This window comes from Rhizobium sp. LjRoot30 (assembly GCF_964253915.1).
Taxonomy (GTDB): domain Bacteria; phylum Pseudomonadota; class Alphaproteobacteria; order Rhizobiales; family Rhizobiaceae; genus Metarhizobium.
Genome location: NZ_CAXUSG020000006.1, coordinates 187,142 through 209,752, shown reverse-complemented (window position 1 = coordinate 209,752; position 22,611 = coordinate 187,142). Strand labels below are relative to the sequence as shown.

At 63.5% G+C, this 22,611-nt stretch carries 19 protein-coding genes; 12 read left to right on the top strand and 7 right to left on the bottom strand.

Translation table 11 applies throughout. The annotated features are described in order from the left end of the window. Position 1: 1 nt before the first annotated feature. Genes ACSQ3I_RS14545 through ACSQ3I_RS14535 form a run of 3 tightly spaced genes read left to right on the top strand, consistent with a single transcriptional unit; the run spans position 2 to position 3,895 of the window. Positions 2-1,615, top strand: coding sequence for an acyl CoA:acetate/3-ketoacid CoA transferase (locus ACSQ3I_RS14545; RefSeq protein WP_436000008.1), 1,614 nt, complete (start codon positions 2-4; stop codon positions 1,613-1,615). Then, positions 1,608-2,387: an enoyl-CoA hydratase/isomerase family protein gene (locus tag ACSQ3I_RS14540; RefSeq protein ID WP_436000006.1), complete on the top strand. Its 780-nt coding sequence runs from the start codon at positions 1,608-1,610 to the stop codon at positions 2,385-2,387. The genes ACSQ3I_RS14545 and ACSQ3I_RS14540 overlap by 8 nt, the downstream gene beginning before the upstream one ends. Further along, entirely contained in the window at positions 2,387-3,895 is a 1,509-nt protein-coding gene (locus ACSQ3I_RS14535) for an aldehyde dehydrogenase family protein (RefSeq protein WP_436000004.1), read from the top strand. The genes ACSQ3I_RS14540 and ACSQ3I_RS14535 overlap by 1 nt, the downstream gene beginning before the upstream one ends. Positions 3,896-3,972: 77 nt before the next feature. Here the strand turns inward: ACSQ3I_RS14535 and ACSQ3I_RS14530 are convergent, their stop codons facing one another. Continuing rightward, positions 3,973-5,028 carry a LacI family transcriptional regulator gene (locus tag ACSQ3I_RS14530; protein ID WP_436000003.1) on the bottom strand — a complete coding sequence of 352 codons (1,056 nt, stop codon included), beginning with the start codon at positions 5,026-5,028 and terminating at the stop codon, positions 3,973-3,975. A 332-nt stretch (positions 5,029-5,360) separates the two neighbouring features. Between ACSQ3I_RS14530 and ACSQ3I_RS14525 the strand changes: the two genes are divergently transcribed. From ACSQ3I_RS14525 to ACSQ3I_RS14485, 9 genes are all read left to right on the top strand, one after another. Further along, positions 5,361-6,602 carry an ABC transporter substrate-binding protein gene (locus tag ACSQ3I_RS14525; protein ID WP_436000001.1) on the top strand — a complete coding sequence of 414 codons (1,242 nt, stop codon included), beginning with the start codon at positions 5,361-5,363 and terminating at the stop codon, positions 6,600-6,602. Between the two features lie 217 nt (positions 6,603-6,819). Beyond that, complete coding sequence (locus ACSQ3I_RS14520; protein WP_435999999.1) at positions 6,820-7,698, top strand: carbohydrate ABC transporter permease; 879 nt, start codon at positions 6,820-6,822, stop codon at positions 7,696-7,698. Then, complete coding sequence (locus tag ACSQ3I_RS14515) at positions 7,698-8,582, top strand: carbohydrate ABC transporter permease (RefSeq protein WP_435999997.1); 885 nt, start codon at positions 7,698-7,700, stop codon at positions 8,580-8,582. Before ACSQ3I_RS14520 ends, ACSQ3I_RS14515 begins: the two co-directional genes overlap by 1 nt. A 5-nt stretch (positions 8,583-8,587) precedes the next feature. Continuing rightward, complete coding sequence (locus ACSQ3I_RS14510; protein WP_435999995.1) at positions 8,588-9,703, top strand: ABC transporter ATP-binding protein; 1,116 nt, start codon at positions 8,588-8,590, stop codon at positions 9,701-9,703. An 8-nt stretch (positions 9,704-9,711) separates the two neighbouring features. Next, positions 9,712-11,220, top strand: coding sequence for an FAD-dependent oxidoreductase (locus ACSQ3I_RS14505; protein ID WP_435999993.1), 1,509 nt, complete (start codon positions 9,712-9,714; stop codon positions 11,218-11,220). After that, on the top strand, positions 11,217-11,984 hold the full coding sequence (locus ACSQ3I_RS14500) for a 3-ketoacyl-ACP reductase (protein ID WP_435999991.1): 768 nt from the start codon (positions 11,217-11,219) through the stop codon (positions 11,982-11,984). Before ACSQ3I_RS14505 ends, ACSQ3I_RS14500 begins: the two co-directional genes overlap by 4 nt. Positions 11,985-12,167: 183 nt before the next feature. Next, complete coding sequence (locus ACSQ3I_RS14495; protein WP_435999989.1) at positions 12,168-13,823, top strand: GMC family oxidoreductase; 1,656 nt, start codon at positions 12,168-12,170, stop codon at positions 13,821-13,823. A 53-nt stretch (positions 13,824-13,876) separates the two neighbouring features. Beyond that, a complete protein-coding gene (locus tag ACSQ3I_RS14490) occupies positions 13,877-15,205 on the top strand; it encodes a glycerate kinase type-2 family protein (RefSeq protein WP_435999987.1) in 1,329 nt (442 codons plus the stop codon). 109 nt (positions 15,206-15,314) lie between these two features. Beyond that, complete coding sequence (locus ACSQ3I_RS14485) at positions 15,315-15,776, top strand: MarR family winged helix-turn-helix transcriptional regulator (protein ID WP_435999985.1); 462 nt, start codon at positions 15,315-15,317, stop codon at positions 15,774-15,776. Between the two features lie 18 nt (positions 15,777-15,794). Here ACSQ3I_RS14485 and ACSQ3I_RS14480 read toward each other — a convergent pair whose 3' ends face one another. The 6 genes from ACSQ3I_RS14480 to ACSQ3I_RS14455 form a co-directional block, all read right to left on the bottom strand. After that, on the bottom strand, positions 15,795-16,784 hold the full coding sequence (locus ACSQ3I_RS14480; RefSeq protein WP_435999984.1) for an ABC transporter ATP-binding protein: 990 nt from the start codon (positions 16,782-16,784) through the stop codon (positions 15,795-15,797). Then, positions 16,781-17,806 (bottom strand): ABC transporter ATP-binding protein, encoded by a 1,026-nt coding sequence (locus ACSQ3I_RS14475; RefSeq protein WP_435999982.1) that lies wholly within the window; start codon positions 17,804-17,806, stop codon positions 16,781-16,783. Before ACSQ3I_RS14475 ends, ACSQ3I_RS14480 begins: the two co-directional genes overlap by 4 nt. Positions 17,807-17,810: 4 nt before the next feature. Then, complete coding sequence (locus ACSQ3I_RS14470; RefSeq protein WP_435999980.1) at positions 17,811-18,782, bottom strand: ABC transporter permease; 972 nt, start codon at positions 18,780-18,782, stop codon at positions 17,811-17,813. A 10-nt stretch (positions 18,783-18,792) separates the two neighbouring features. Further along, complete coding sequence (locus ACSQ3I_RS14465; RefSeq protein ID WP_435999978.1) at positions 18,793-19,830, bottom strand: ABC transporter permease; 1,038 nt, start codon at positions 19,828-19,830, stop codon at positions 18,793-18,795. A 78-nt stretch (positions 19,831-19,908) separates the two neighbouring features. After that, positions 19,909-21,606: an ABC transporter substrate-binding protein gene (locus ACSQ3I_RS14460; RefSeq protein WP_435999976.1), complete on the bottom strand. Its 1,698-nt coding sequence runs from the start codon at positions 21,604-21,606 to the stop codon at positions 19,909-19,911. A gap of 87 nt (positions 21,607-21,693) precedes the next feature. Further along, the gene (locus tag ACSQ3I_RS14455) at positions 21,694-22,593 is read right to left on the bottom strand and encodes a proline iminopeptidase-family hydrolase (protein WP_435999974.1); all 900 of its coding nucleotides are present in this window, start codon (positions 22,591-22,593) and stop codon (positions 21,694-21,696) included. Between the last annotated feature and the right edge of the window lie 18 nt (positions 22,594-22,611).

Here is a 22,611-nt window from a genome sequence, read left to right as displayed (position 1 = left end):
AATGAACAAGCACATCACCCCCTCTGAAGCCGCAGCCCTGATCCCCGATGGAGCGATCGTTTCCGTCTCGTCGTCGAGCGGCCTCGGCTGCCCGGACCTGATGCTGAAGGCCATCGGCGAGCGTTTCGACGCCACCGGCCATCCGCAGGATATCACCACGCTGCACCCGATCGCCGCCGGCGACATGAGCGGCATCAAGGGGGTGGATTACATCGCCAAGAAGGGCCTGCTGAAGAAGATCATCGGCGGTTCCTATCCTTCCGGGCCGTCCTCCGCCGAGCCGCCGCTCATCTGGCAGATGATCACGGGCAACCAGATCCCGGCCTACAACATCCCCTCGGGCGTGCTGTTCGACATGCACCGCGAGGCGGCGGCCAAGCGCCCCGGCGTCATCACCAAGATCGGCCTGGATACCTTCGTCGACCCCTCCCGCCATGGCTGCGCCATGAACGAGGCGGCGAAGGCCGAGGCGGTGGTGGAAAAGATCACCTTCGCCGGTGACGAATACCTCTATTTCCCGGCTATTGCGCCGCAGGTGGCGATCATCCGCGCCACGACGGCGGACGAACGCGGCAACCTGACCTACGAGCATGAAGGCGCTTATCTCGGCGGCCTCGATCAGGCGCTCGCTGCCCGCAACAATGGCGGCATCGTCATCGCCCAGGTCAAGCGCATCACCAAGGAAGGCTCGCTGAAGCCGCATGATGTGCGCGTGCCCGGCATGCTGGTGGACTACGTCATCGTTGATCCCGACCAGAAGCAGACGACGCAGACGCTCTACGACCCGGCGATCTCGGGCGAAATTTTTCGCCCGCTCGACAGCTTTCGCGTGCCGGAATTCAACGTCCAGAAGGTCATCGCCCGCCGCGTGGCGCAGGAGCTGGAAGCGGGAAGCTGCGTCAATCTCGGCTTCGGCATTTCCGCCAACGTGCCGCGCATCCTGCTCGAAGAAGGCCTGCACGGCGCGATCACCTGGGTGATCGAACAGGGTGCCGTCGGTGGCGTGCCGCTGCTCGATTTCGCCTTCGGCTGCGCCTCGAATGCCGATGCCTATATGCCCTCGCCCTACCAGTTCACCTATTTCCAGGGTGCGGGTTTCGATGCTTCGCTGCTCTCCTTCCTGGAAATCGGCCGCGATGGTTCGGTCAACGTCTCAAAACTTTCCTTCCGTCCGCATGTGACGGCCGGCGCCGGCGGGTTTGTCGATATCACCGCAAGGGCGAAAAAGATCGTCTTCTCCGGCATGTTTAATGCCGGCGCCAAGCTCGCCATCGAGGCCGGCAAACTGGTGATCGAGAAGGACGGCAAGCTGAAGAAGCTGGTGAACGAGGTCGAACATGTCACCTTCTCCGGCCGCCGCGCCGTCGAGCAGGGGCAGGACATCACCTATGTCACCGAACGTGCGGTGATGAAGCTGACGCCTGAGGGCATCGTGCTCACGGAAATCGCGCCCGGTGTCGACCTGGAGGCGCATATCCTCGACCAGGCGGAATTCCCGCTGATCGTTTCCGACACGCTCAAGACCATGGATGCAGCGCTGTTCAGCGAAGCCCCACTCCACCTGACGCTGCCGATCAAGGCGCCGCGCACGCTGACGGGAGCGACCCATGGCTGAGAAGGGCGTCCGCATCGAGGTTGAGGGACCGGTCGCGATCATGACCGTGTCGCGCCCGGAAAAACTCAATGCCTTCGACATCGACATGCTGAAGGCGCTCGCAAGCGCCTGTGACACGGTGGAGGCCAATGCCGATATCCGCGTCGCCATCCTCACCGGCGAGGGCAAGGGTTTTTCCGCCGGCGGCGACATCAAGGCCTGGGGCGGCATGAGCGCCAACGAATTCGGCCATCAATGGGTGCGTTTCGGCCACCGGGTGTTCGACCGGCTGGCGACGTTGCGCATGCCGCTGATCGCCGCCATGAACGGCCACGCGCTGGGCGGCGGTTTGGAACTGGCGGGTGCCGCCGATATCCGCATCGCCGAAAGCCAGATCCGCATCGGCATGCCGGAAACCTCGCTCGGCATGGTGCCGGGCTGGTCGGGCACGCAACGGCTGGTCAAACGTTTCGGGGCGCAGATCGTCCGGCGCATGGTGCTGGGCGGTGAGATCTTTTCCGCGGCAGAAGCCTTGCAGAATGGCTTGACGGACATGGTGGTCGAGACCGGCACCGTCGTCTCCGCCGCAAAGGAATACGCTGCCCGCATCGCGACCCGCGGACCGGCAGCGCTCGAAATTTCAAAACTGATGCTCGCCGTTGCCAACGGTGAAGACAATGGTGCAGCCGTCGAGGCGCTGGGCTCCATCCTCGTCGCCAAGACCGGCGATCTGAAGGAAGGCGTCGCGGCCTTTTCGGAAAAGCGCGCCGCACATTTTACGGGAGAATGGTAATGACGATCGAAATCCGCCCGAAGCCGACGGCAGACCTGAAGCTGCGCGAATTCTCCATGCTCATCGGCGGCACTTGGGGCAAGGGTGCCGAGGGCCGCACCATCGAGCGCGTAGCGCCGAGCCACGGCGTCACCGTCAGCCGTTATCAGGCCGCCACGAAGGTGGATGCCGAGCGCGCCATCTCCGTCGCCCGCGAAGCCTTCGACAACGGCCCCTGGCCGCGCATGACTGCCTCGGAGCGTTCCCGCATCCTGTTGAAAGCCGCCGACCTGATCGCCGAGCGGGCCGAAGAACTCGCCTTCCTCGATGCCATCGAGGCCGGCAAGCCGATCTCCCAGGTGCGCGGCGAAATCGCCGGCTCCGTCGATATCTGGCGTTATGCGGCAGCCCTTGCCCGCGACCTGCACGGCGAGAGCTACAACGCGCTGGGTGACGGCACCCTCGGCGTCGTGCTGCGCGAGGCGGTCGGTGTCGTCTCGATCATCACGCCGTGGAATTTCCCCTTCCTGATCGTCGGCCAGAAACTGCCCTTCGCGCTCGCCGCCGGCTGCACGACGGTGGTCAAGCCTTCGGAACTGACCTCGGGTTCGACCCTGGTTCTGGGTGAAATCCTGCTGGAAGCCGGCGTGCCGGAAGGCGTCGTCAACATCATCGTCGGCACCGGCGCCGAGGTCGGCCCGACTTTGACCAGCCATCCCGATATCGACATGGTCTCCTTTACCGGCTCCACCGGGGTCGGCCGGCTGACCATGGCCAATGCGGCCCAGACGCTGAAAAAAGTATCGCTGGAACTCGGCGGCAAGAACCCGCAGATCGTCTTCCCCGATTGCGATCTCGATGCCTTTATCGATGCCGCCGTCTTCGGTGCCTATTTTAATGCCGGCGAATGCTGCAATGCCGGCTCGCGGCTCATCCTGCACAAGAGCATCGCCAGCGATGTTGTCGCCCGCGTTGCCGAACTGTCGAAGAAGGTCAAGGTCGGCGATCCGCTCGACCCGTCGACCCAGGTCGGCGCGATCATCACCCCGCAGCATCTCGACAAGATCAGCGGCTATGTATCGGGCGCGATGCAAAACGGCGCGACCATGGCCTTCGGCGGCGGCACGCTCGATCTTGGTCTCGGCCAGTTTATGGCGCCGACCATCCTCTCTGACGTCAAGCCGGACATGGCCGTTGCCCGCGAGGAAGTGTTCGGGCCGGTGCTTTCGGTGCTGACATTCGAAACGACGGAAGAGGCGATCCGCATTGCCAATTCGGTCGACTACGGCCTGTCGGCCGGCGTCTGGAGCCGCGATTTCGACACCTGCCTGACGATCGGCCGCAAGGTGCGCGCCGGCACGGTCTGGATGAACACCTTCATGGATGGCGCCTCGGAGCTGCCCTTCGGCGGCTACAAGCAGTCCGGCCTCGGCCGCGAACTCGGCCGCCATGCGGTGGAGGATTACACCGAGACGAAGACACTCAACATGCATATCGGCAGCCGCACCGGCTGGTGGATGCCGCGGTAATTTTCAGGAATAGCAACAGGCTCTTCAGAGAAAGGAGGGACAAGATGACAGGAAATGCCGGGCGTCTTACGCCCTCCTCACGTCGCGTCGCGAAACGGCCCTTCGGGACAGAGCAGCATCTGCAACTCGCGCATATCCGTCTCGCCGGCGATGCGTTTCTGCAGGATGCGGCCCATATGTTCGCCGGTCGCCATCAGGTCCTCGTAGATGCTTTCGACCTGCGGCTGGATGGCGGAGAGAAGCTGCGAGGTCTGCTTGGCAACGATGTCGTATTCGACGCCGAGCGTCAGGCCGCAATCGCTCATACCAGTGATCGTCGCCAGCGCACAGACTTCGCCGCCGCACATATAGGCATCCGGCGCATCGCCCTGCCGATAGCGTGTGGCGATCCGGTCGCGGATGACGCCGGCCGGATGGTCGAGGTCGATGTCGGAAATGATCTCGTAGGGGCAACCGGCCTCGCGCACGGCGGTCATGAAGCCGTGCAGGATGTGGCTGGCGAAGGTGAATTGCGACGGGCCGCTGATCAGCGCCGGCTTGCGCCTTCCCTTGGCGATCAGCCGCTTGGTGGCCTCATAAGTGAAGGTGAAATTGTCGTAGTCGACGTAGGGATGGGAACTGGAAAGTTCCGTCCGTCCGTGGGTGACGAAAGGAAAGTCATTCTCCATCAGCAGTTTGACGCGCGGATCGAGCGGCTCGGTGCGCGAGATGATCAGCCCGTCGGCCATGCCGTTGCGCATGATGTAGCTGACGGCCGCCATGTTGCTGGTGTGCAGCAGGTTCGGCATGACGATCAGGTGGTAGGCGGTGCCCTGCATCGCCTTGGCGACGCCGGCCATGATCGAGGTGCCGTATCCGAGGATTTCCTCGTGCGGCTCGAGCAGCACGGCGATGACATTGGTTCGCCCCGTCTTCAGGCGCTGGGCGGCGCGATCCGGGGAATAACCGATCTCGGAGGCCACCTGGTGAACGCGCCGGCGCGTCTCGGCGGAGATCTGCGGCGCATCGCTGAGCGCCCGGGAAACGGTGGTAACGGCAAGGCCGGTCAGCTCCGCGATGGTGCGAAGCGTCGGCTTGCCCTTCCTGGCGCCACCCTTGCCCTCTCCGGCAGGAAATTTCGGTATGCTGGACACGTGGCTCGTCTTCTCTCTTCGCATTTGCGGCGGCACCTTAACGCGGTCGGGCATCCCAGGCAATCTTGCGCTGCAAACGATTTAAATTGTGCAATGCGGTACGTAACACATAGGGCGCTGACACCAAAAACGATGGAAATTCAAGAGTTAACGATGGTCAAATCAATTTCCGGAGGCAGCCCCGCCGGACCTTGACTTGATGGGATTTATAACGTTTTAAATGGCACCAACGGCCGGGAGGCCGTGGCCCACTCGTCCTCGGGAAGGACGCGATGAGCACAGCGGCGGAGAGGGAGTTTCCGCCGACACAACTTGCAAACGGGAGGTATACGATGCGCAAGTTTTTGACGACGACGGCAGTAGCATTGGCAATGATGGCAGGCGCCGCACAGGCTGCCGAGAACGTGGAAGTTCTGCACTGGTGGACATCCGGCGGTGAAGCTGCCGCTCTCGACGTCCTCAAGAAGGACCTCGAAGGCAAGGGCATTTCCTGGACCGACATGCCTGTTGCCGGCGGTGGCGGCACGGAAGCCATGACCGTCCTGCGCGCCCGCGTTACGGCCGGCAACGCGCCGACCGCCGTGCAGATGCTCGGCTTCGACATTCTCGACTGGGCCAAGGAAGGCGCACTCGGCAATCTCGATGACGTCGCTGCCAAGGAAGGCTGGGACAAGGTCATCCCGGGCGCCCTGCAGCAGTTCTCGAAGTATGACGGCCACTGGATCGCCGCTCCGGTCAACGTCCACTCCACCAACTGGATGTGGATCAACAAGGCTGCCCTCGACAAGGCCGGTGGCAAGGAGCCGCAGAACTGGGACGAACTCGTCGCCCTGCTCGACAACTTCAAGGCCCAGGGCATCACGCCGATCGCTCATGGCGGCCAGCCGTGGCAGGACGCGACGATCTTCGACGCCGTCGTTCTCTCGCTTGGCACCGACTTCTACAAGAGCGCCTTCATCGATCTCGACCCGGCTGCTCTGGGCGGCGACAAGATGAAGACCGCTTTCGAGCGCATGACCAAGCTGCGCTCCTACGTTGACGACAATTTCTCCGGCCGCGACTGGAACCTGGCATCCGCCATGGTCATCGAAGGCAAGGCCGGCGTGCAGTTCATGGGCGACTGGGCGAAGGGCGAGTTTGTGAAGGCCAAGCAGGTGCCCGGCACCGACTTCGTCTGCATCCGTTATCCGGAAACTCAAGGGTCTGTAACCTTCAACTCCGACCAGTTCGCGATGTTCAAGGTTGCCGACGACAAGATCCCGGCGCAGATGGCGATGGCTTCGGCCATCGAAAGCCCGGTCTTCCAGTCCGCTTTCAACGTCGTCAAGGGTTCGGCTCCGGCACGCACGGACGTTTCCAACGAAGCCTTCGACGCTTGCGGCAAGAAGGCCATGGCCGACCTCGCAGACGCAGACAAGAACGGCAAGCTGTTCGGCTCGATGGCCCACGGCCATGCCAACCCGGCTGCTGTCAAGAACGCCATCTACGACGTCGTGACCCGCGAATTCAACGGCGAACTGTCTGCTGAAGACGCCGTGAAGGAACTGGCTGCTGCCGTCGAGGCTGCGAAGTAAGCATCAACACCCTGCCGGGTGAACAGGCTTCACCTGGCAGACGCTGGAGAACTTCCCCCTCACCCTGCCCTCTCCCCGAGGGGAGAGGGGATGTCGAGCGAGCCGCAAAGGCCTTCTCCCCAGCGGGGAGAAGGTGGCGGCAGCCGGATGAGGGGGCTTACTCTCCACTTTCTTTCAATAAAAGCGCCCGCAGAGGCGCATCCAGGTGGTGATCGACATGGACAGTCGCAGCCGATTGCAGGAGTTCTTGCCCAAGCTGGTCTTGGCGCCGAGCTTCGTTGTCATTCTGATTTTCGTCTACGGCTTCATCGCCTATACCGGCTATCTGTCGCTGACAGACAGCAAGATGCTGCCTTCCTACAACCTGATCGGCTTCACCAACTATTCGAAGCTCTGGGCCTTGCCGCACTGGTGGCGGGCGATCAGCAACCTGGCGATCTTCGCCTCGCTCTACATCATCATCTGCTCGGTGCTCGGCCTGTTTCTCGCCATCCTGCTCGACCAGAAGATCCGCGGCGAAGGTTTTTTGCGGCCGATCTATCTCTACCCGATGGCGCTCTCCTTCATCGTGACGGGCACCGCATGGAAGTGGTTCCTCGATCCCGGCATCGGCCTTGAGAACACCATGCACATCTGGGGCTGGGAAAGTTTTTCGTTCAACTGGATCAAGGACCGCAACTACGCCATCTACTGCGTCGTCATCGCTGCCGTCTGGCAGTCCTCCGGCTTCGTCATGGCGATGTTCCTCGCCGGCCTGCGCGGCGTCGACAACGAGATCATCAAGGCCGCCCAGATCGACGGCGCCTCGACGCTCACCGTCTATCGCCGCATCATCATCCCGCTGATGCGCCCGGTCTTCCTCTCCGCCTTCGTCGTGCTCGCCCACCTCGCCATCAAGGCCTATGACTTGGTCGTGGCATTGACCGGCGGCGGACCCGGACAGGCGACCGAACTGCCGGCGACCTTCATGTATTCCTACACCTTTACCCGCAACTCGATGGGTATCGGCGCCTCTTCGGCGATCATCATGCTGGCGATGATCTTCTCGATCATCATCCCCTATCTCTATTCCGAAATCCGTGGAGGGAAACGCTGATGAGCGGAGCCGCCAATCCCCAGAATGCCATTTCCCACGGCCACCTGACCCGCACGCTGATCTATGCGGCGCTGATCCTCTTCGCCGTCTATTACATGCTGCCGCTCTACGTCATGGTGGTGAATTCCTTCAAGCCGCTCGACGAAATCCGCCAGGGCGGCATGCTGAACCTGCCGCAGGTCTGGACCATCGAGCCGTGGATTTCCGCCTGGTCGACGGCGCAGATCGGCGTACAGCCGACCGGCCTGAAACCGTTCTTCCTGAACTCCATCCTGATGGTCGTGCCGGCCGTCGCCATCTCGACGATCATCGGCGCGCTGAACGGCTACGTTCTGACCAAATGGCAGTTCAGGGGATCGAACATCTTCTTCGGCCTGCTGCTGCTCTCCTGCTTCATCCCGTTCCAGATCGTGCTGATCCCGATGGCGCGCATCCTCGGCATGCTTGGCCTTGCCGGCTCCATCTGGGGGCTGATCATGGTGCACGTGATCTACGGCCTCGGCTTCACGACGCTCTATTTCCGCAACTATTACGAAAACTTCCCGACCGAGCTGGTGCGGGCGGCGCAGATCGACGGGGCGAGCTTCTTCCAGATCTTCTACCGCATCCTCTTGCCGTCCTCCGGTCCGATCATCGTCGTTTCGGTCATCTGGCAGTTCACCAATATCTGGAACGACTTCCTGTTCGGCGCCTCCTTCTCCGGTGCCACCTCGACGCCGATGACCGTCGCGCTCAACAACCTCGTCTCCTCCTCCACCGGGGTGAAGGAATACAATGTCCACTTCGCAGGCGCGATCCTCGCCGCCCTGCCAACGCTGATCGTCTACATCGTTTCCGGCCGCTACTTCGTCCGCGGCCTGATGTCCGGCGCCGTCAAGGGATAAGAACCATGTCGTTCCTGAAAATCACCAATCTGCGCAAGTCCTACGGCGCGCTCGAAATCCTCAAGAACATCAACCTGGAGATCGAGGAAGGCGGCTTCCTGGTGCTGGTCGGCCCCTCCGGCTGCGGCAAGTCGACCCTGCTCAACACCATTGCCGGCCTGGAGCCGATTTCATCGGGCGAGATCGCCATCAACGGCCGCAACGTCGCCGACCTGCCGCCGTCGAAGCGCGACATCGCCATGGTGTTCCAGTCCTACGCGCTCTATCCGAACATGACCGTGGCGGGAAACATCGCCTTCGGCATGGAAATCCGCGGCGTGCCGAAGGAAGAGCGGGAAAAGGCGATCAAGGAAGTCGCCGAGATGCTGCAGATCGGCCACCTGCTCGACCGCAAGCCCGGCCAGCTCTCCGGCGGCCAGCGCCAGCGCGTCGCCATGGGCCGGGCGCTGGTGCGCAATCCGCAGGTCTTCCTGTTCGATGAGCCGCTGTCCAACCTCGATGCCAAGCTGCGCGTCGACATGCGCACGGAAATCAAGCGCCTGCACCAGCGCATGAAGACCACCATCGTCTACGTCACCCACGACCAGATCGAAGCGATGACGCTGGCGACCAAGATCGCCGTGCTGCGCGACGGCATCCTGCAGCAGTTCGGCTCGCCGGCCGAGATCTACAACAACCCGGCCAACATGTTCGTTGCCGACTTCATGGGTTCGCCGGCGATGAACCTGCTCTCCGCCACCATCGAGAAAAACGGCGATGCCCTGCAGGTGTCGCTGGACCGGCCGAATGCGACGCCGCTGAAACTGCCCGTCGCCCCCGGCCGCGAGGCGCTCGCCGGTTATGCCGGCAAGCAGGTGATCTTCGGCATCCGCCCGGAAGCCCTGACCGACCCTGACGGCGCCGACCGCAACGCCCAGACGATTGCCGAAGGCGACTGCGCCATCGAGGTCGTCGAGCCCGCCGGTTCAGATACCTTTGCCGTCACCAAGCTCGGCATGAAGGAAGTCGTCGCTCGTCTGCGCGCCGACGTGCGCATCGCCGCAGGCCAGACCGCACGCCTCGCCTTCAATCTCGACAAGGCGGTGTTCTTCGACCCGCAGAGCCAGCTGCGCATCGCCTGAGACGAACCATGAGCAAACAACCGGATATCGTCATCATCGGCTCGGGCATCGGCGGCTCGACCGTCGCCGCAGGGCTTGCGGCGACCGGCGCCGATATCCTGATCCTCGAAGCGGGAAACCACATCGAGGATCGGCCGGAAAACCGCGACCAGCGCGCCATTTTCCAGCGCGGCCACTTCCGCCCCAAGGAATTCTGGTACGAGGCGGATGGCACCGCCTTCAACCCCGGCAACTATTACAATGTCGGCGGCAACTCGAAATTTTACGGCGCGGTGCTGGTGCGCTATCGCAAGGAAGATTTCGAGGAGATGGCGCATCTGGAAGGCGTCTCGCCCGCCTGGCCGTTTCCTTATGAAGAGCTGGAGCCCTGGTATTCGCAGGCCGAGCAGATGTACCAGGTGCGCGGCGCACTCGGAGAAGATCCGACAGAACCCGCCCACTCCCTCCCTTACGCCTTCCCGCCTGTTCCCGAGGAGCCGGCCATCGCCAAGGTGCGCGCCCGGTTGAAGGCGAACGGCATCCATCCTTACTCGCTGCCGCTCGGTGTCGATATCGATCGCTGGCTATCCAAGGCGAAAACGCCCTGGGACGCACATCCCAACAGCGCCGATGGCAAGATGGATGCGGAAACCACGGCGCTGGCGCTCGCCCTGCAACATCCGAACGTCCGACTGCAGACCGGTTCGCGGGTCACGCGGCTTGTCACCGCTGCCGATGGCGGCGCCATCGAAACGGTCGAATATGAAAAGGCCGGCGAGCGGCACAGCATTTCGCCGAAACTGGTGATCCTGTCGGCCGGTGCCGTCCAGAGTTCCGTGCTGCTGCAGCGCTCGGCCAACGACAAACATCCGACTGGCCTTGCCAACGCCTCGGATCAGGTCGGCCGCAATTTCATGAACCACAATTCGAGCGCCGTCATCGCGCTTTCGCCTTTTTACAAGAACGATTCCGTCTATCAAAAGACGTTTGGTTTCAATGACTTTTATCTTTCTGACGGCGAAGGCGGTCCGCCGCTCGGCAATGTCCAGCTGCTCGGCAAGGTTTCGGGAAAAATCCTCAAGGCCAACATGCCTGCTATCCCGGAATGGCTGCTGGATCGCGTCGCATCGCATGCGATCGATTTCTACGCCATGAGCGAGGACATCCCGCATCCGGAAAGCCGCATCATGGTCGATGGCGACCGTATCGTGCTGAAATGGCACCGCACCAACTGGCAGGCGCATCTCGATCTCGTCTCGAAGCTGAAGGGCGTTTTGCGCGCTGCCGGCTTCCCCATCGTGCTGTCGCGCGCCTTCGACAAACGCACGCCGTCGCATCAATGCGGCACGGTGGTGATCGGGACCGACCCTGCGCAGGCGCCGCTCGATGTCTATTGCCGCGCCTTCCAGCACCAAAACCTGTTCGTCGTCGATGCCAGCTTCCTGCCGACCTCGGCCGCCGTTAATCCGGCGCTGACGGTTGCGGCACAGGCCCTGCGGGTCGCCGATCACATCACCAGGACGGAGTTTCGCGCATGACCCGTCCCGTCGCCATCGTCACCGGCGGCCGGCGCGGCATCGGCCTTGGCATTGCCAGGGCACTGGCCAGCACCGGTTTCGACATCGCGCTCACCGGCGTCGGCCCGGAAGATCCGGCGGACCCGGCCGTTCGGGAATTGCGGGATCTCGGCGCCCAAGCCATCTACGTCCAATCGGATCTCTCCGACCTCGCCACACATGAGGCCGCGGTCGATACCGTCATCGGCCGCTTCGGTCGGATCGATTGCCTCGTCAACAACGCCGGCATGGCGTCGGTCGTCCGCGGCGATTTCCTCGATCTGACGCCGGAAAATTTCGACACGATCCTAGCGACGAATCTGCGCGGCACGGTGTTTTTCACCCAGGCCGTTGTCAAGCGGATGTTGGGAGCCGCCAACTTGGATGGCGCCCGCTCGATCATCAATATCACCTCCGTCTCTGCCACACTCAGTTCGCCGGAGCGGCTGGATTATTGCATCAGCAAGTCCGGACTGGCTACCTTCAGCCAGGGACTGGCGCTCCGGCTGGCGGAGGATGGCATCGGCGTCTTCGAGGTCAGGCCGGGCATCATCCGCACCGACATGACATCAGGCGTTGCCGGCAAATACGACAGGCTGATCGAAGGCGGGCTGGTGCCGATGAAGCGTTGGGGCGAGGCCGGCGATATCGGTTCGATCTGCGCTGCCTTGGCTTCCGGCCAGTTCGCCTTCGCGACGGGGTCGGTGATCCAGGCGGATGGTGGCTTGGCGATCGGGCGGCTTTAGGCGTTGCGGATCTGCCCCTCACCCTAACCCTCTCCCCGCAAGCGGGGAGAGGGGACTTGCCAAACCCAACGTCGAGATCGGGGAAGACAGTGCGGCATACCCCCTTCGCCCCGCTTGCGGGGAGAAGGGGCCGGCAGGCGGATGAGGGGCTTTCTCCGCCAGGACAATTTGAGGAACGACGACATGACCTATGATTACATCATCACTGGAGCCGGCCCGGCCGGTTGCGTGCTCGCCAACCGGCTGACCGAAGATCCCGCCATCAAGGTGCTGCTGATCGAGGCTGGCGGCAGCGACTGGAACCCGCTGTTCCACATGCCGGCCGGTTTCGCCAAGATGACCAAGGGTGTCGCCAGCTGGGGCTGGGAAACCGTGCCGCAGAAACACATGAAGGGCCGGGTCCTGCGCTACACCCAGGCCAAGGTCATCGGCGGCGGCTCGTCGATCAACGCCCAGCTCTATACCCGCGGCAACGCCGCCGACTACGACCTCTGGGCCAGCGAGGATGGCTGCGAGGGTTGGGATTACCGCTCGATCCTGCCCTATTTCAAGCGCGCCGAGGACAATCAGCGTTTTGCCGACGATTACCACGCCTATGGCGGCCCGCTCGGCGTTTCGATGCCGGTGTCGGCCCTGCCGATCTGCGATGCCTATATCCGCGCCGGCCAGGAGCTCGGCATCCCTTACAACCACGATTTCAACGGCCGCCAGCAGGCCGGTGTCGGTTTCTACCAGCTGACGCAGCGCAATCGCCGCCGCTCCTCCGCCTCGCTCGGTTACCTGTCGCCGATCCGCCACCGCAAGAACCTGACCGTCAAGCTCGGCGCCCGTGTTGCCCGCATCGTGCTCGAAGGCCGGCGGGCGGTCGGCGTCGAGGTGGTGACCTCGGGCGGTTCGGAAGTCATCCGCGCCGAGCGCGAGGTGCTGGTTACGTCAGGCGCCATCGGTTCGCCGAAACTGCTGCAGCAATCCGGCATCGGCCCCGCTGACCACCTGACCTCCGTCGGCGTCAAGGTGAACCACGACCTGCCCGGCGTCGGCTCCAACCTGCAGGATCACCTCGATCTGTTCGTCATCTCCGAATGCACCGGCGACCATACCTATGACGGCGTCGCCAAGCTGCATCGGACTTTGTGGGCAGGGCTGCAATATGTGCTGTTCCGCTCCGGCCCCGTCGCCTCGTCATTGTTCGAGACCGGCGGCTTCTGGTACGCCGATCCGGAGGCGCGCTCGCCCGACATCCAGTTCCACCTCGGCCTCGGCTCGGGCATCGAGGCCGGTGTCGAAAAGCTGAAGAATGCCGGCGTGACGCTGAATTCCGCCTACCTGCATCCGCGCTCACGCGGCACCGTGCGCCTCTCCTCCTCCGATCCATCGGCCGCGCCGTTGATCGACCCGAACTATTGGTCCGATCCGCACGACCGGAAAATGTCGCTGGAAGGCCTGCGCATCGCCCGCGAAATCTTCCAGCAGGCGGCCTTGAAGCCATACATCCTCGCCGAACGCTTGCCGGGACCGAAGGTCAATACGGAGGAAGAGCTGTTCGAGTATGGCTGCGCCAATGCCAAGACCGACCACCATCCCGTCGGCACCTGCAAGATGGGCACCGATCCGATGGCCGTGGTCGGCCTTGACCTGAAGGTGCACGGGCTGGACGGCCTTCGTGTCTGCGATTCCTCCGTCATGCCGCGCGTTCCCTCCTGCAACACCAATGCGCCGACGATCATGGTCGGTGAGAAGGGAGCCGACATCATCCGCAACCGCGATCCGCTGCCGCCGATGATTTTCAGCCATGAGCGCAACGATGCTCGCCCCCGCGCCCGCGCCGATATAAGGTGACGCCGAAATCCTGGAGCGGGATGAGGTATCTCTCGCTCTAACCTTTTGTTTTCATGCATGATCTTTCCCTAAAGCCTGCCGCTTTTCGGGATCGTGCTCAGACAGGTGATTCCGTGACGTCCATCGACCCCCGCTCCTTCCTGACATCGTTGTTCGAAACCGCCGTCATCGCCGCCGATCCGCTGGCGGCGATCCGCGCCCATCTGCCGGCGAAACCGAAAGGCCGGACGATCGTCATCGGCGCCGGCAAGGCCGCGAGCCAGATGGCAGCGGCCTTCGAAGCCTGCTGGGACGGACCGATCGAAGGTGTCGTCGTCGCCCGGCATGGACCTATCGAGGCGTGCCAGCGGATCAAGGTGCTGCAATCCGCCCATCCCGTGCCCGACGAGGCTGGGCTTGCCGGTTCGGCGGCCTTGCTGAAGCTGGTCGAGGGGCTGACGGAAGACGATCTCGTCATCGCCCTGATCTCCGGCGGCGGATCGTCGCTGCTGCCGGCGCCGCCCGAGGGACTGACGCTGGCGGACGAAATTGCGGTCAACAAGGCGCTGCTGGCCTCCGGCGCGCCGATTTCGGCCATGAACGTCGTGCGCAAGCATGTCTCGCGCATCAAGGGTGGCCGGCTGGCTTATGCCGCTGCACCGGCAAGGGTGGTCAGCCTCATCGTTTCCGACGTGCCCGGCGACAACCCGGCTTTCGTCGCCTCCGGCCCGACCATTCCCGACGGATCGACGGCGGAAGATGCGCTCGCCATCATCGCCGAATACCGGATGGCGTTGCCGCAGGCGGTGATGGACCATCTGCGCTCGCCGGCAGCCGCCGCCCCCGGCCCCGATGACGCCGCCTTTGCAAACCACGAATGCCATGTCATCGCTTCTGCGCGCGTCTCGCTCGAAGCCGCCGCCGAGCGCGCCCGCGAAGCCGGCGTCGAGGCGGTGATCCTCTCCGACGCCATCGAAGGCGAGGCCCGCGACATCGGCCGCATGCATGCGGCACTGGCCCGCGAAGTTGCCGGCCGCAACCGGCCGTTCCCCAAGCCGGTCGTCATCCTGTCCGGCGGCGAAACGACGGTGACGATCACCGATCGTTACGGCAAGGGCGGCCGCAACAGTGAATTCCTGCTCTCCTTTGCCGTGGATATCGAAGGCACCGAAGGCATTTTTGCGCTCGCCGCCGATACCGATGGCATCGACGGTTCGGAAGACAATGCCGGCGCCTTTGCGGATGCCGCCACCGTGTCGCGCATCCGGGCAGCCGGCGGCGATCCCCGCGCCTTCCTTTCCAGTCACGATGCCTGGTCGGCTTTCCAGCTGTCCGGCGATCTGTTCGTTCCCGGCCCGACCGGCACGAACGTCAACGATTTCAGGGCGATATTGGTGGTCTGAGGGCGGGCAACTCTGTCCCCTGCCGGAAAGCGGCGGGGGATTCGTTTGGCCGTGTCATCGTCCGGGCCAATATGATAAGGAAGCTTATGAAAAGCAGGCTTTCTTTCTCATGAGCGTTACCCCCACCCTCGGTTTTCTGCTGCACGATGTCGCGAGGTTGTTGCGCAAGCGTTTCGAGCAGCGGGCCCGTGAGCTTGGCCTGACACGCTCGCAGTGGCAGACGCTCGCCTATCTCGCCAACAACGAGGGCATCCACCAGGGCGGACTTGCCGATATCCTCGAGGTGGAGCCGATCACGCTGGTGCGCATCCTCGACAAGCTTTCCGGGCGCGGGCTGATCGAGCGGCGCCAGCATCCGACCGACCGGCGGATCTGGCTGCTTTACCTGCGCGAGGAGGCTCGGCCGCTGCTCGACGTCATGCGCGATATCGGCGATGTCACCCGTGGAGAAGCGCTCGAAGGCATCTCCACGGACGACCGCGAAAAACTGTTCGGCATGCTGGCAACAATGAAGGTCAATCTTCTGGAAGCATGCCGCATGCCGGTCGACGGGATGTCCGGGGACACCTGAGCCGCCGCGAACACATTGTCACTCCAGCGGAAAATGACAGGCGACTTCTCGGCCGCTCGTTATGGTCGTCAGTGGCGGCCGCACCTCGCGGCAGATATCGCGGGCATAAGGACAGCGGCTGGAGAACTTGCAGCCAGCGGGCGGCGACAGCGGGCTCGGAATTTCCCCCTGCAGCAGGATACGCTGGCGCTTGCCGCGATTGTGCGGCTGCGGAATGGCCGAAAGCAGGGCTTCCGTATAGGGGTGGTGCGGCCGGGAATACAGCGCCTCCGTCTCGCCGGTCTCGACGATGGAACCGAGATACATCACCGCCACCCGCGTCGAGACATGGCGCACCACAGCCAGATCGTGGGCGATGAACACATAGGTGAGGTTCAGCTTTTCCCGCAATTCGCCGAACAGGTTGACGACCTGTGCCTGCACGGAAACATCGAGCGCCGAAACCGGTTCGTCGGCAACGATCAGCTTCGGCTCGACGGCCAGCGCCCGGGCGATGCCGATGCGCTGCCGCTGGCCGCCGGAAAATTCGTGCGGATAGCGGTCGAGATATTCCCGGCGCAGGCCGACAAGCTCCATCAGCTCTTCCAGGCGCGCGTTGACGGCGGCGCCTTCGCGGATGTTGTGGACGCGCAATACCTCGCCCAGCATGTCGCGGATGCGGCGGCGCGGATTGAGCGAGGCGGACGGATCCTGGAAGATCATCTGCATATTGCGCCGCACCGGTTTCAGCGCGGCGGTGCCGGCCTTGGTGATGTCGGCGCCGTCGAAGGTCAGCTGCCCGGCGGTGATATCGTAGAGCCGGGTGAGACAGCGCCCGAGCGTCGATTTGCCGGAACCGGATTCGCCGACAAGGCCAAGCGTTTCAGCCGGATAGACGTCGAGGCTGATGGCATCGACGGCATGCAGGGTGCGGCCGGAACCCGGCTTGAGCGTCTTGCCGACGATGAAGTTTTTCGTCAGCGTGCGTGCCGAAAGCAGCGGCGCCGGAGCGGAAGTTTCCGCGCTCATAGGGTTTCCTCCAGGGGAAGGGCTGCCTGCCTGAGGGCCGGGCGTTCGGTGTCGTCGATGATGCAAAGTGCTGCCTGGTCGCCCGAGCGGCGCAGCGGCGGCCGTTCGGCGCAGGCCTCTTGCACGAAGGCGCATCGCGGGGCGAAACCGCAGCCCGGCGGGATGGTCTCCGGGGTCGGCGGCATGCCGGGTATCGAGCGCAGCCGCGGCAGGCGGGCGCCCGAGAGCGGCGGGATCGAGGCCATCAGCCCCCAGGTATAGGGGTGCATCGGCGCCGAGAACAGCTGCTCCGTCTGGCCGCGCTCGACGATGCGGCCGGCATACATCACCGCCACCTCATCGGCCACTTCGGCGACGACGCCCATGTCGTGGGTGATCAGGATGATGGCGGAGCCGAAATCCTTGCGCAGCCGCAGGATCAGGTCCAGCACCTGCGCCTGTACCGTGACGTCGAGCGCCGTGGTCGGTTCGTCGGCGACCAGCAGCACCGGGTTGCACGACAGCGCCATGGCGATGACGGCGCGCTGGCGCATGCCGCCGGACAGCTGGTGCGGATAGCGGTCGACGGCCTCGCCGGGATTGGAAAGGCCGACTTCGCCGAGCAGTTCGATGGCACGCTTGCGGGCGGCGCGGGCGGAAATCGCCTCGTGCGCGCGGATCTGTTCGGCGATCTGCCAGCCGATCGTATAGACCGGCGTCAGCGCCGTCATCGGGTCCTGCGAGATGAGGCCGATCTCCTTGCCCCGGATCGCCCGCATCTTGCTGGCCGGCAGGTCGAGCAGATGTTGCCCGCGGAAGGACACGGCGCCCTGCACCTGCGTCGTCTTGCGGTCGTGCAGGCCGAGCAGTGACAACAGCGTCACCGACTTGCCGGAGCCGCTTTCGCCGACGATCGACAGGATTTCGCCTTCGTGTACCCGGAAGGAGACGTCGTTGACGGCGCGGACCATGCCGCGGTCAGTGGCAAAGGACACCGACAGGCCATCGACGTCGAGAAGGATGGGTTTGTCTTTCTGTTGCATCGTCTCAATCCGCCCTGACCCGCGGGTCGATCAACACATAGACGACGTCGACCAGCGCATTGGCGAGCACGACGAAGAAGGAGGCATACATAACGGTGCCGAGGATCATCGGCAGGTCGAGGTTGAGCAGCGCCTGGTAGGTCAGCCGGCCGACGCCGTTGAGGCTGAACACAACCTCCGTCAGCAAGGCCGCGCCACCGACCAGCACGCCAAAATCCAGCCCGAACATCGTCACGAAGGGAATGAGCGAGGTGCGCAGCGCATGGCGGATCATCACGCGCGCCGGGCTGAGGCCCTTGGCGCGGGCGGTGCGGATGAAATCTTCCTGATAGGCCTCGACCAGATTGGCACGCAGCACGCGGCCATAGATGCCGATATAGAGCACGGCCAGCGTGAACCATGGAATGATCAGCGTCTTGAACCAGCCGATGGGATCGGAAAACAGCGGCTTGTAGCCAAGCGCCGGCACCCAGGAAAACATCCAGGTATCGTGAAACCGGCTTTGGGTGATGAGGTTCATCACCTCACCCAGCCAGTAGACCGGCATGGAGACGCCGATCAGCGCCAGGGCCATCAGCCCGCGGTCGATCCAGCTGTCGCGCGTCAGGGCGGCGACGACGCCGACGAAGACGCCGCCGATCAGCCAGAGGATGGCAGCACCGGCCACCAGCGACAGCGTTACCGGCGCTGCCGAGGTGACGGCGGGCACGATCTTGTAGCCACGGTTGACGAAGGAGGTCAGGTCCTGGGTGATGAACAGCCGCTTCATCATGATGGCATATTGCACCGGCAGCGGCCGGTCGAAGCCGAATTCCTTGCGGACGGCCTCGACCGTTTCCGGCGAGGCGTTGCGGCCGGCAAGGCGTGCGGCCGGATCGGAGCCGGGCGTGGCGAAGAAGATCAGGAAGACGAGCGCCGAGATGCCGAACATCACGAAGATCATCTGGCCGATGCGCTGGAGAACAGCAAAAACCATAAGACCCTCCTCAGACCAGTTTCGTGCGCGGATCGAGCGCATCGCGCAGGCTGTCGCCGAGCACGTTGAGCGAGAGCACCGTCAGGACGATGGCGATGCCCGGCGCCAGGGCCACGGCGGGCCGGGTGTAGAGCAGCGTCTGGCCGTCCTGGATGATCGTGCCCCAGCTGGCATCAGGCGCCTGCACGCCGATGGAGAGGAAGGAGAGCGAGGATTCGGTGATGATGTTCAGCCCCATCATCAGCGGCACGAAGACGATCAGCATGGTCGAGACGTTGGGCAGGATGTCGTAGACAAGGATGCGCCAGGCGGGAATGCCGAGGCCACGCGCCGCCAGCACGAATTCGCTTTCCTTCAGCGACAGCACGCGTCCGCGCACCGGCCGGGCGACATAAGGCACGTAGATGATGCCGATGATGAAGATCGGCAGGAGCAGGCTGTCGCCGGTGATTTCCACCGGGCCGATGACGATGCCTTGCGAAATCAGGACGATGGAAAGCGAGATCGCCAGCAGGTAGACGGGAAAGGCCCAGAGAATGTCGAGGATGCGCGACAGCACCTTGTCGACGACGCCGCCAAAGAAGCCGGCGGATATGCCGACCACCGCGGCGAAGAAAAGACAGATCGCCGTGGAGGATGCGGCAATCAGCAGCGAATTGCGGCCGCCATAGAGCAGCCGGGCAGCGACGTCGCGCCCCTGCGTATCGGCGCCGAGCAGATATTGCGGCCCCCAGGTCGGCCCGATCGGCGTGACGCCGAGGCCGAGACCTTCCGTCGAGGCCTGCATGACCTTGGTCCGCTTGCCGTCGATGGTAATGCGGGCGCTGAGATTGGAGCGGAACGGATCGGTGCCCGAGACGTAGCGGGCGTAGAACGGTGCCGCCAGGCTCGACAGGATGATGAGGATCAGCACGGCGGCGGCCAGCAGCGTGGCACGGTCGCGCTTGAGAATGCGCCAGGAGCGTTGCCATGGCCCGGAGGCAGTGCGAGCGGCCACTGCCGCCGGGACGGCGGGGTCGGTCAGAACAGGATTGGAAGCGTCAGTCATTTCTTATCCGAAGGTCCGGATGCGCGGGCGGCGCGGAGCGGGAACAGGCGGCGCGATCACGCCGCCTGTCTTTCGTAGTTACTGAACCCAGGACTGCGAGACAATCCACCGGTTCTGCTTGTTGAACAGGTAGTTACCCAGTCGTGCCGAGGTGAAGTTGACGCTCTTCGGCGTAAACAGCGGCGCCATCGGCGACTGTTCCATGAAGCCCTTGTCGACTTCCGCCCACTTGGCGTTGGCGGCGGCCGGATCGGTCAGCGCCAGCGTCATGGCTTCCTTCATCTTGGCATCCAGGTCCTTGTTGCAATAACCGGAGATGTTGATGGAGGAATCGCTGCCCGGCGTAAACGACGAGCACGACAGCAGAACGTTCAGGAAGTTCGAAGCGGCCGGATAGTCCATGTACCACTGCGAAATGCTGATCTGCACGTTGTTGTTGGTGTTCTGGATGTAGGTGAACTGGATGTTCGGCGAAACCGCCTTCATCGAGGCGTCGTAGCCGAGTTCCGACAGAACGCTCTGGATGTAGGTGCCAATGCCGCGCGCAACGGCATTGTCTTCGGCAATGACGGTGACCTTCTGGCCCTTCGTGCCGGATTCCTCGACGAGCTGCAGCGCCTTGTCCATGTCGGGCTCAGCCCAGGTCGGGCCGGGTTCCTTGGTGTAGAGGCAATCGTCGACATGGCCGGGGAAGTCCGGCGGCAGGATCTGGCAGGTCGGCTGGGCCAGCACTTCGCCGCCGAACAGGCCGACGAGCGAATCGCGGTCGAGCGCGTAGTTCAGCGCCTGGCGAACCTTCGGATCGTTGAAGGGCGCGAGGTTGGTGTTCATCGGCGCGTACCAGAAGGCGGCCAGCGGGTCGATCTTGATCTGGCTTGCATATTTCGAGCCGATTTCCGGCAGGCGGTCGGCTGGCGGCGTATCGAACAGCCAGTCGAGCTGGCCGTTGATGATGGCGTTGATCGCCGCCTCTTCCGTCAGGCCGAACTTGTAGATGATCTCGTCGGCATAACCATCGGGCTGTGCATCGGCGCTCCACTCCTTGAAGTGCGGATTGCGCTTCATGACCAGCTGTTCGTTGGGATTGTAGCTTTCGAAGAAGTAGGCGCCGGTGCCGGGAATGGGCGTGGTGCCGGCATCGGCCAGCGGTGCATCGGCCGGCAGGATCGAGGCATGCGGCACGGCGAGCTTCGAGAAGAACTCGGCATCCGGGGCTGTCAGGTTGATCGTCACCGTGCCGGCCGCGTCGTCGGCGGTCACGCCGCCTTCGAGCGTGCAGGTCTCCGCCGTCTCGATGCACTTGTCGGCGCCGACGATGCCGCCGTAGAAGCTGCCGGTCGTCGGGCCCTTGACCTTGAAGATACGCTGGAACGAGGCCAGCACGTCGGACGGCGTCACGTCCTTGCCGTTGGAGAACTTGATGCCCTTGCGGATCTTGAAGACATAGGTCTTGCCGTCGTTTTCGGCCTGCGGGATCGCCTCGGCGATCGACGGGACGATCTCGAAGCCATCGGTGCCGCCGGCCTGCTTGAACTTGACGAGGCCGTCATAGGTCATCTGGTAAAGCTGCCAGAACTGGGCGGTATAGTTGATCATCGGATCGATGGTGCCGGCAGCCGAAACGGCGGCGAGCGTCATCGTGCCGCCGCGATGTTTTGCCATCAGTTCGGCACGGTCTTCGGCGAGTGCGACGCCGCACAGCGCCGTCTGCGCCAGCAGCGCGCCGGCCAGCAATTGGCCGGTCCTGCGGGTAAGGAAAGAAAAATTGAGACCCATACTATCGTTCCCTCTTGTTTGAATGGAATTCTTCACTGGGCGCCCTTTGCGGGCGGCTTGTTGGGACTTTCGTCCGGCAGGCAAATTTTAAGAGGCCTTCTCGTCGAGGAAGGAGGCGACTTCCGCCATGCAGGCCTCGCGCTCCTCGACATGCGGCATGTGGCTGGATTCCTCGAAAATGCGCCAGCGCACGTCGGGGATCTCCTGCGAATAGGGCATGACGCAGGCTTCGGTCGCCTCGTCGTAGCGGCCGGAAATCAGCAGCGTCGGCGCCGAGATGGTCGAGAGCCGTCCGACGATGGACCAGTCCTTCATCGTGCCGATGACGTGGAATTCGTTCGGGCCGTTCATGGTGTGGTAGACGGTCGGATCGGCGTCGATGGCATCGAAGGTGCGCTTGACCTCCGGCGGCATCGGCACGACGCGGCAGACATGGCGCTCGTTGAAGACGTCGGTCGCCGCCTTGTATTCGGCGCTGCCGGTGGTTTCTGCTTTTTCATGACGCAGCAGGGTCGCCTGGACATCGGCCGGCAACTCGTCGCGCAGGCGGTTGGCCTCCGAGATCCAGGTGACCATGGCGGCCGGCGAGTTGGCGATGATCAGTGCCTTCAGGCCTTCCGGCCGGTCGACGGCAAATTCCGCGCCCAGCATGCCGCCCCAGGACTGGCCGAGCAGACAATAGGCGGAGCGGATGCCGAGATGGTCGATCAGGTTGTGCAGTTCGGCCTTGAAGAAGGCGACGGTCCAGAAATCTCCGCCCTTTTCCGGCAGGTGGGTCGATTTGCCGTTGCCCACCTGGTCGTAATGGATGACGGCGCGGCCGGTGGCGGCGATGTCCTTGAAGCTGTCGACGTAGTCATGCGTGCAGCCCGGCCCGCCATGCGCCACGATCAGCGGCGGCTTGCCCGAGGTCAGGTCCCCCGTCACGCGGTACCAAGTCTTGTATTCGCCGTAAGGGGCAAAACCTTCCGTAATCGACACTTTCATTCTCCTTGTTCCACTCTT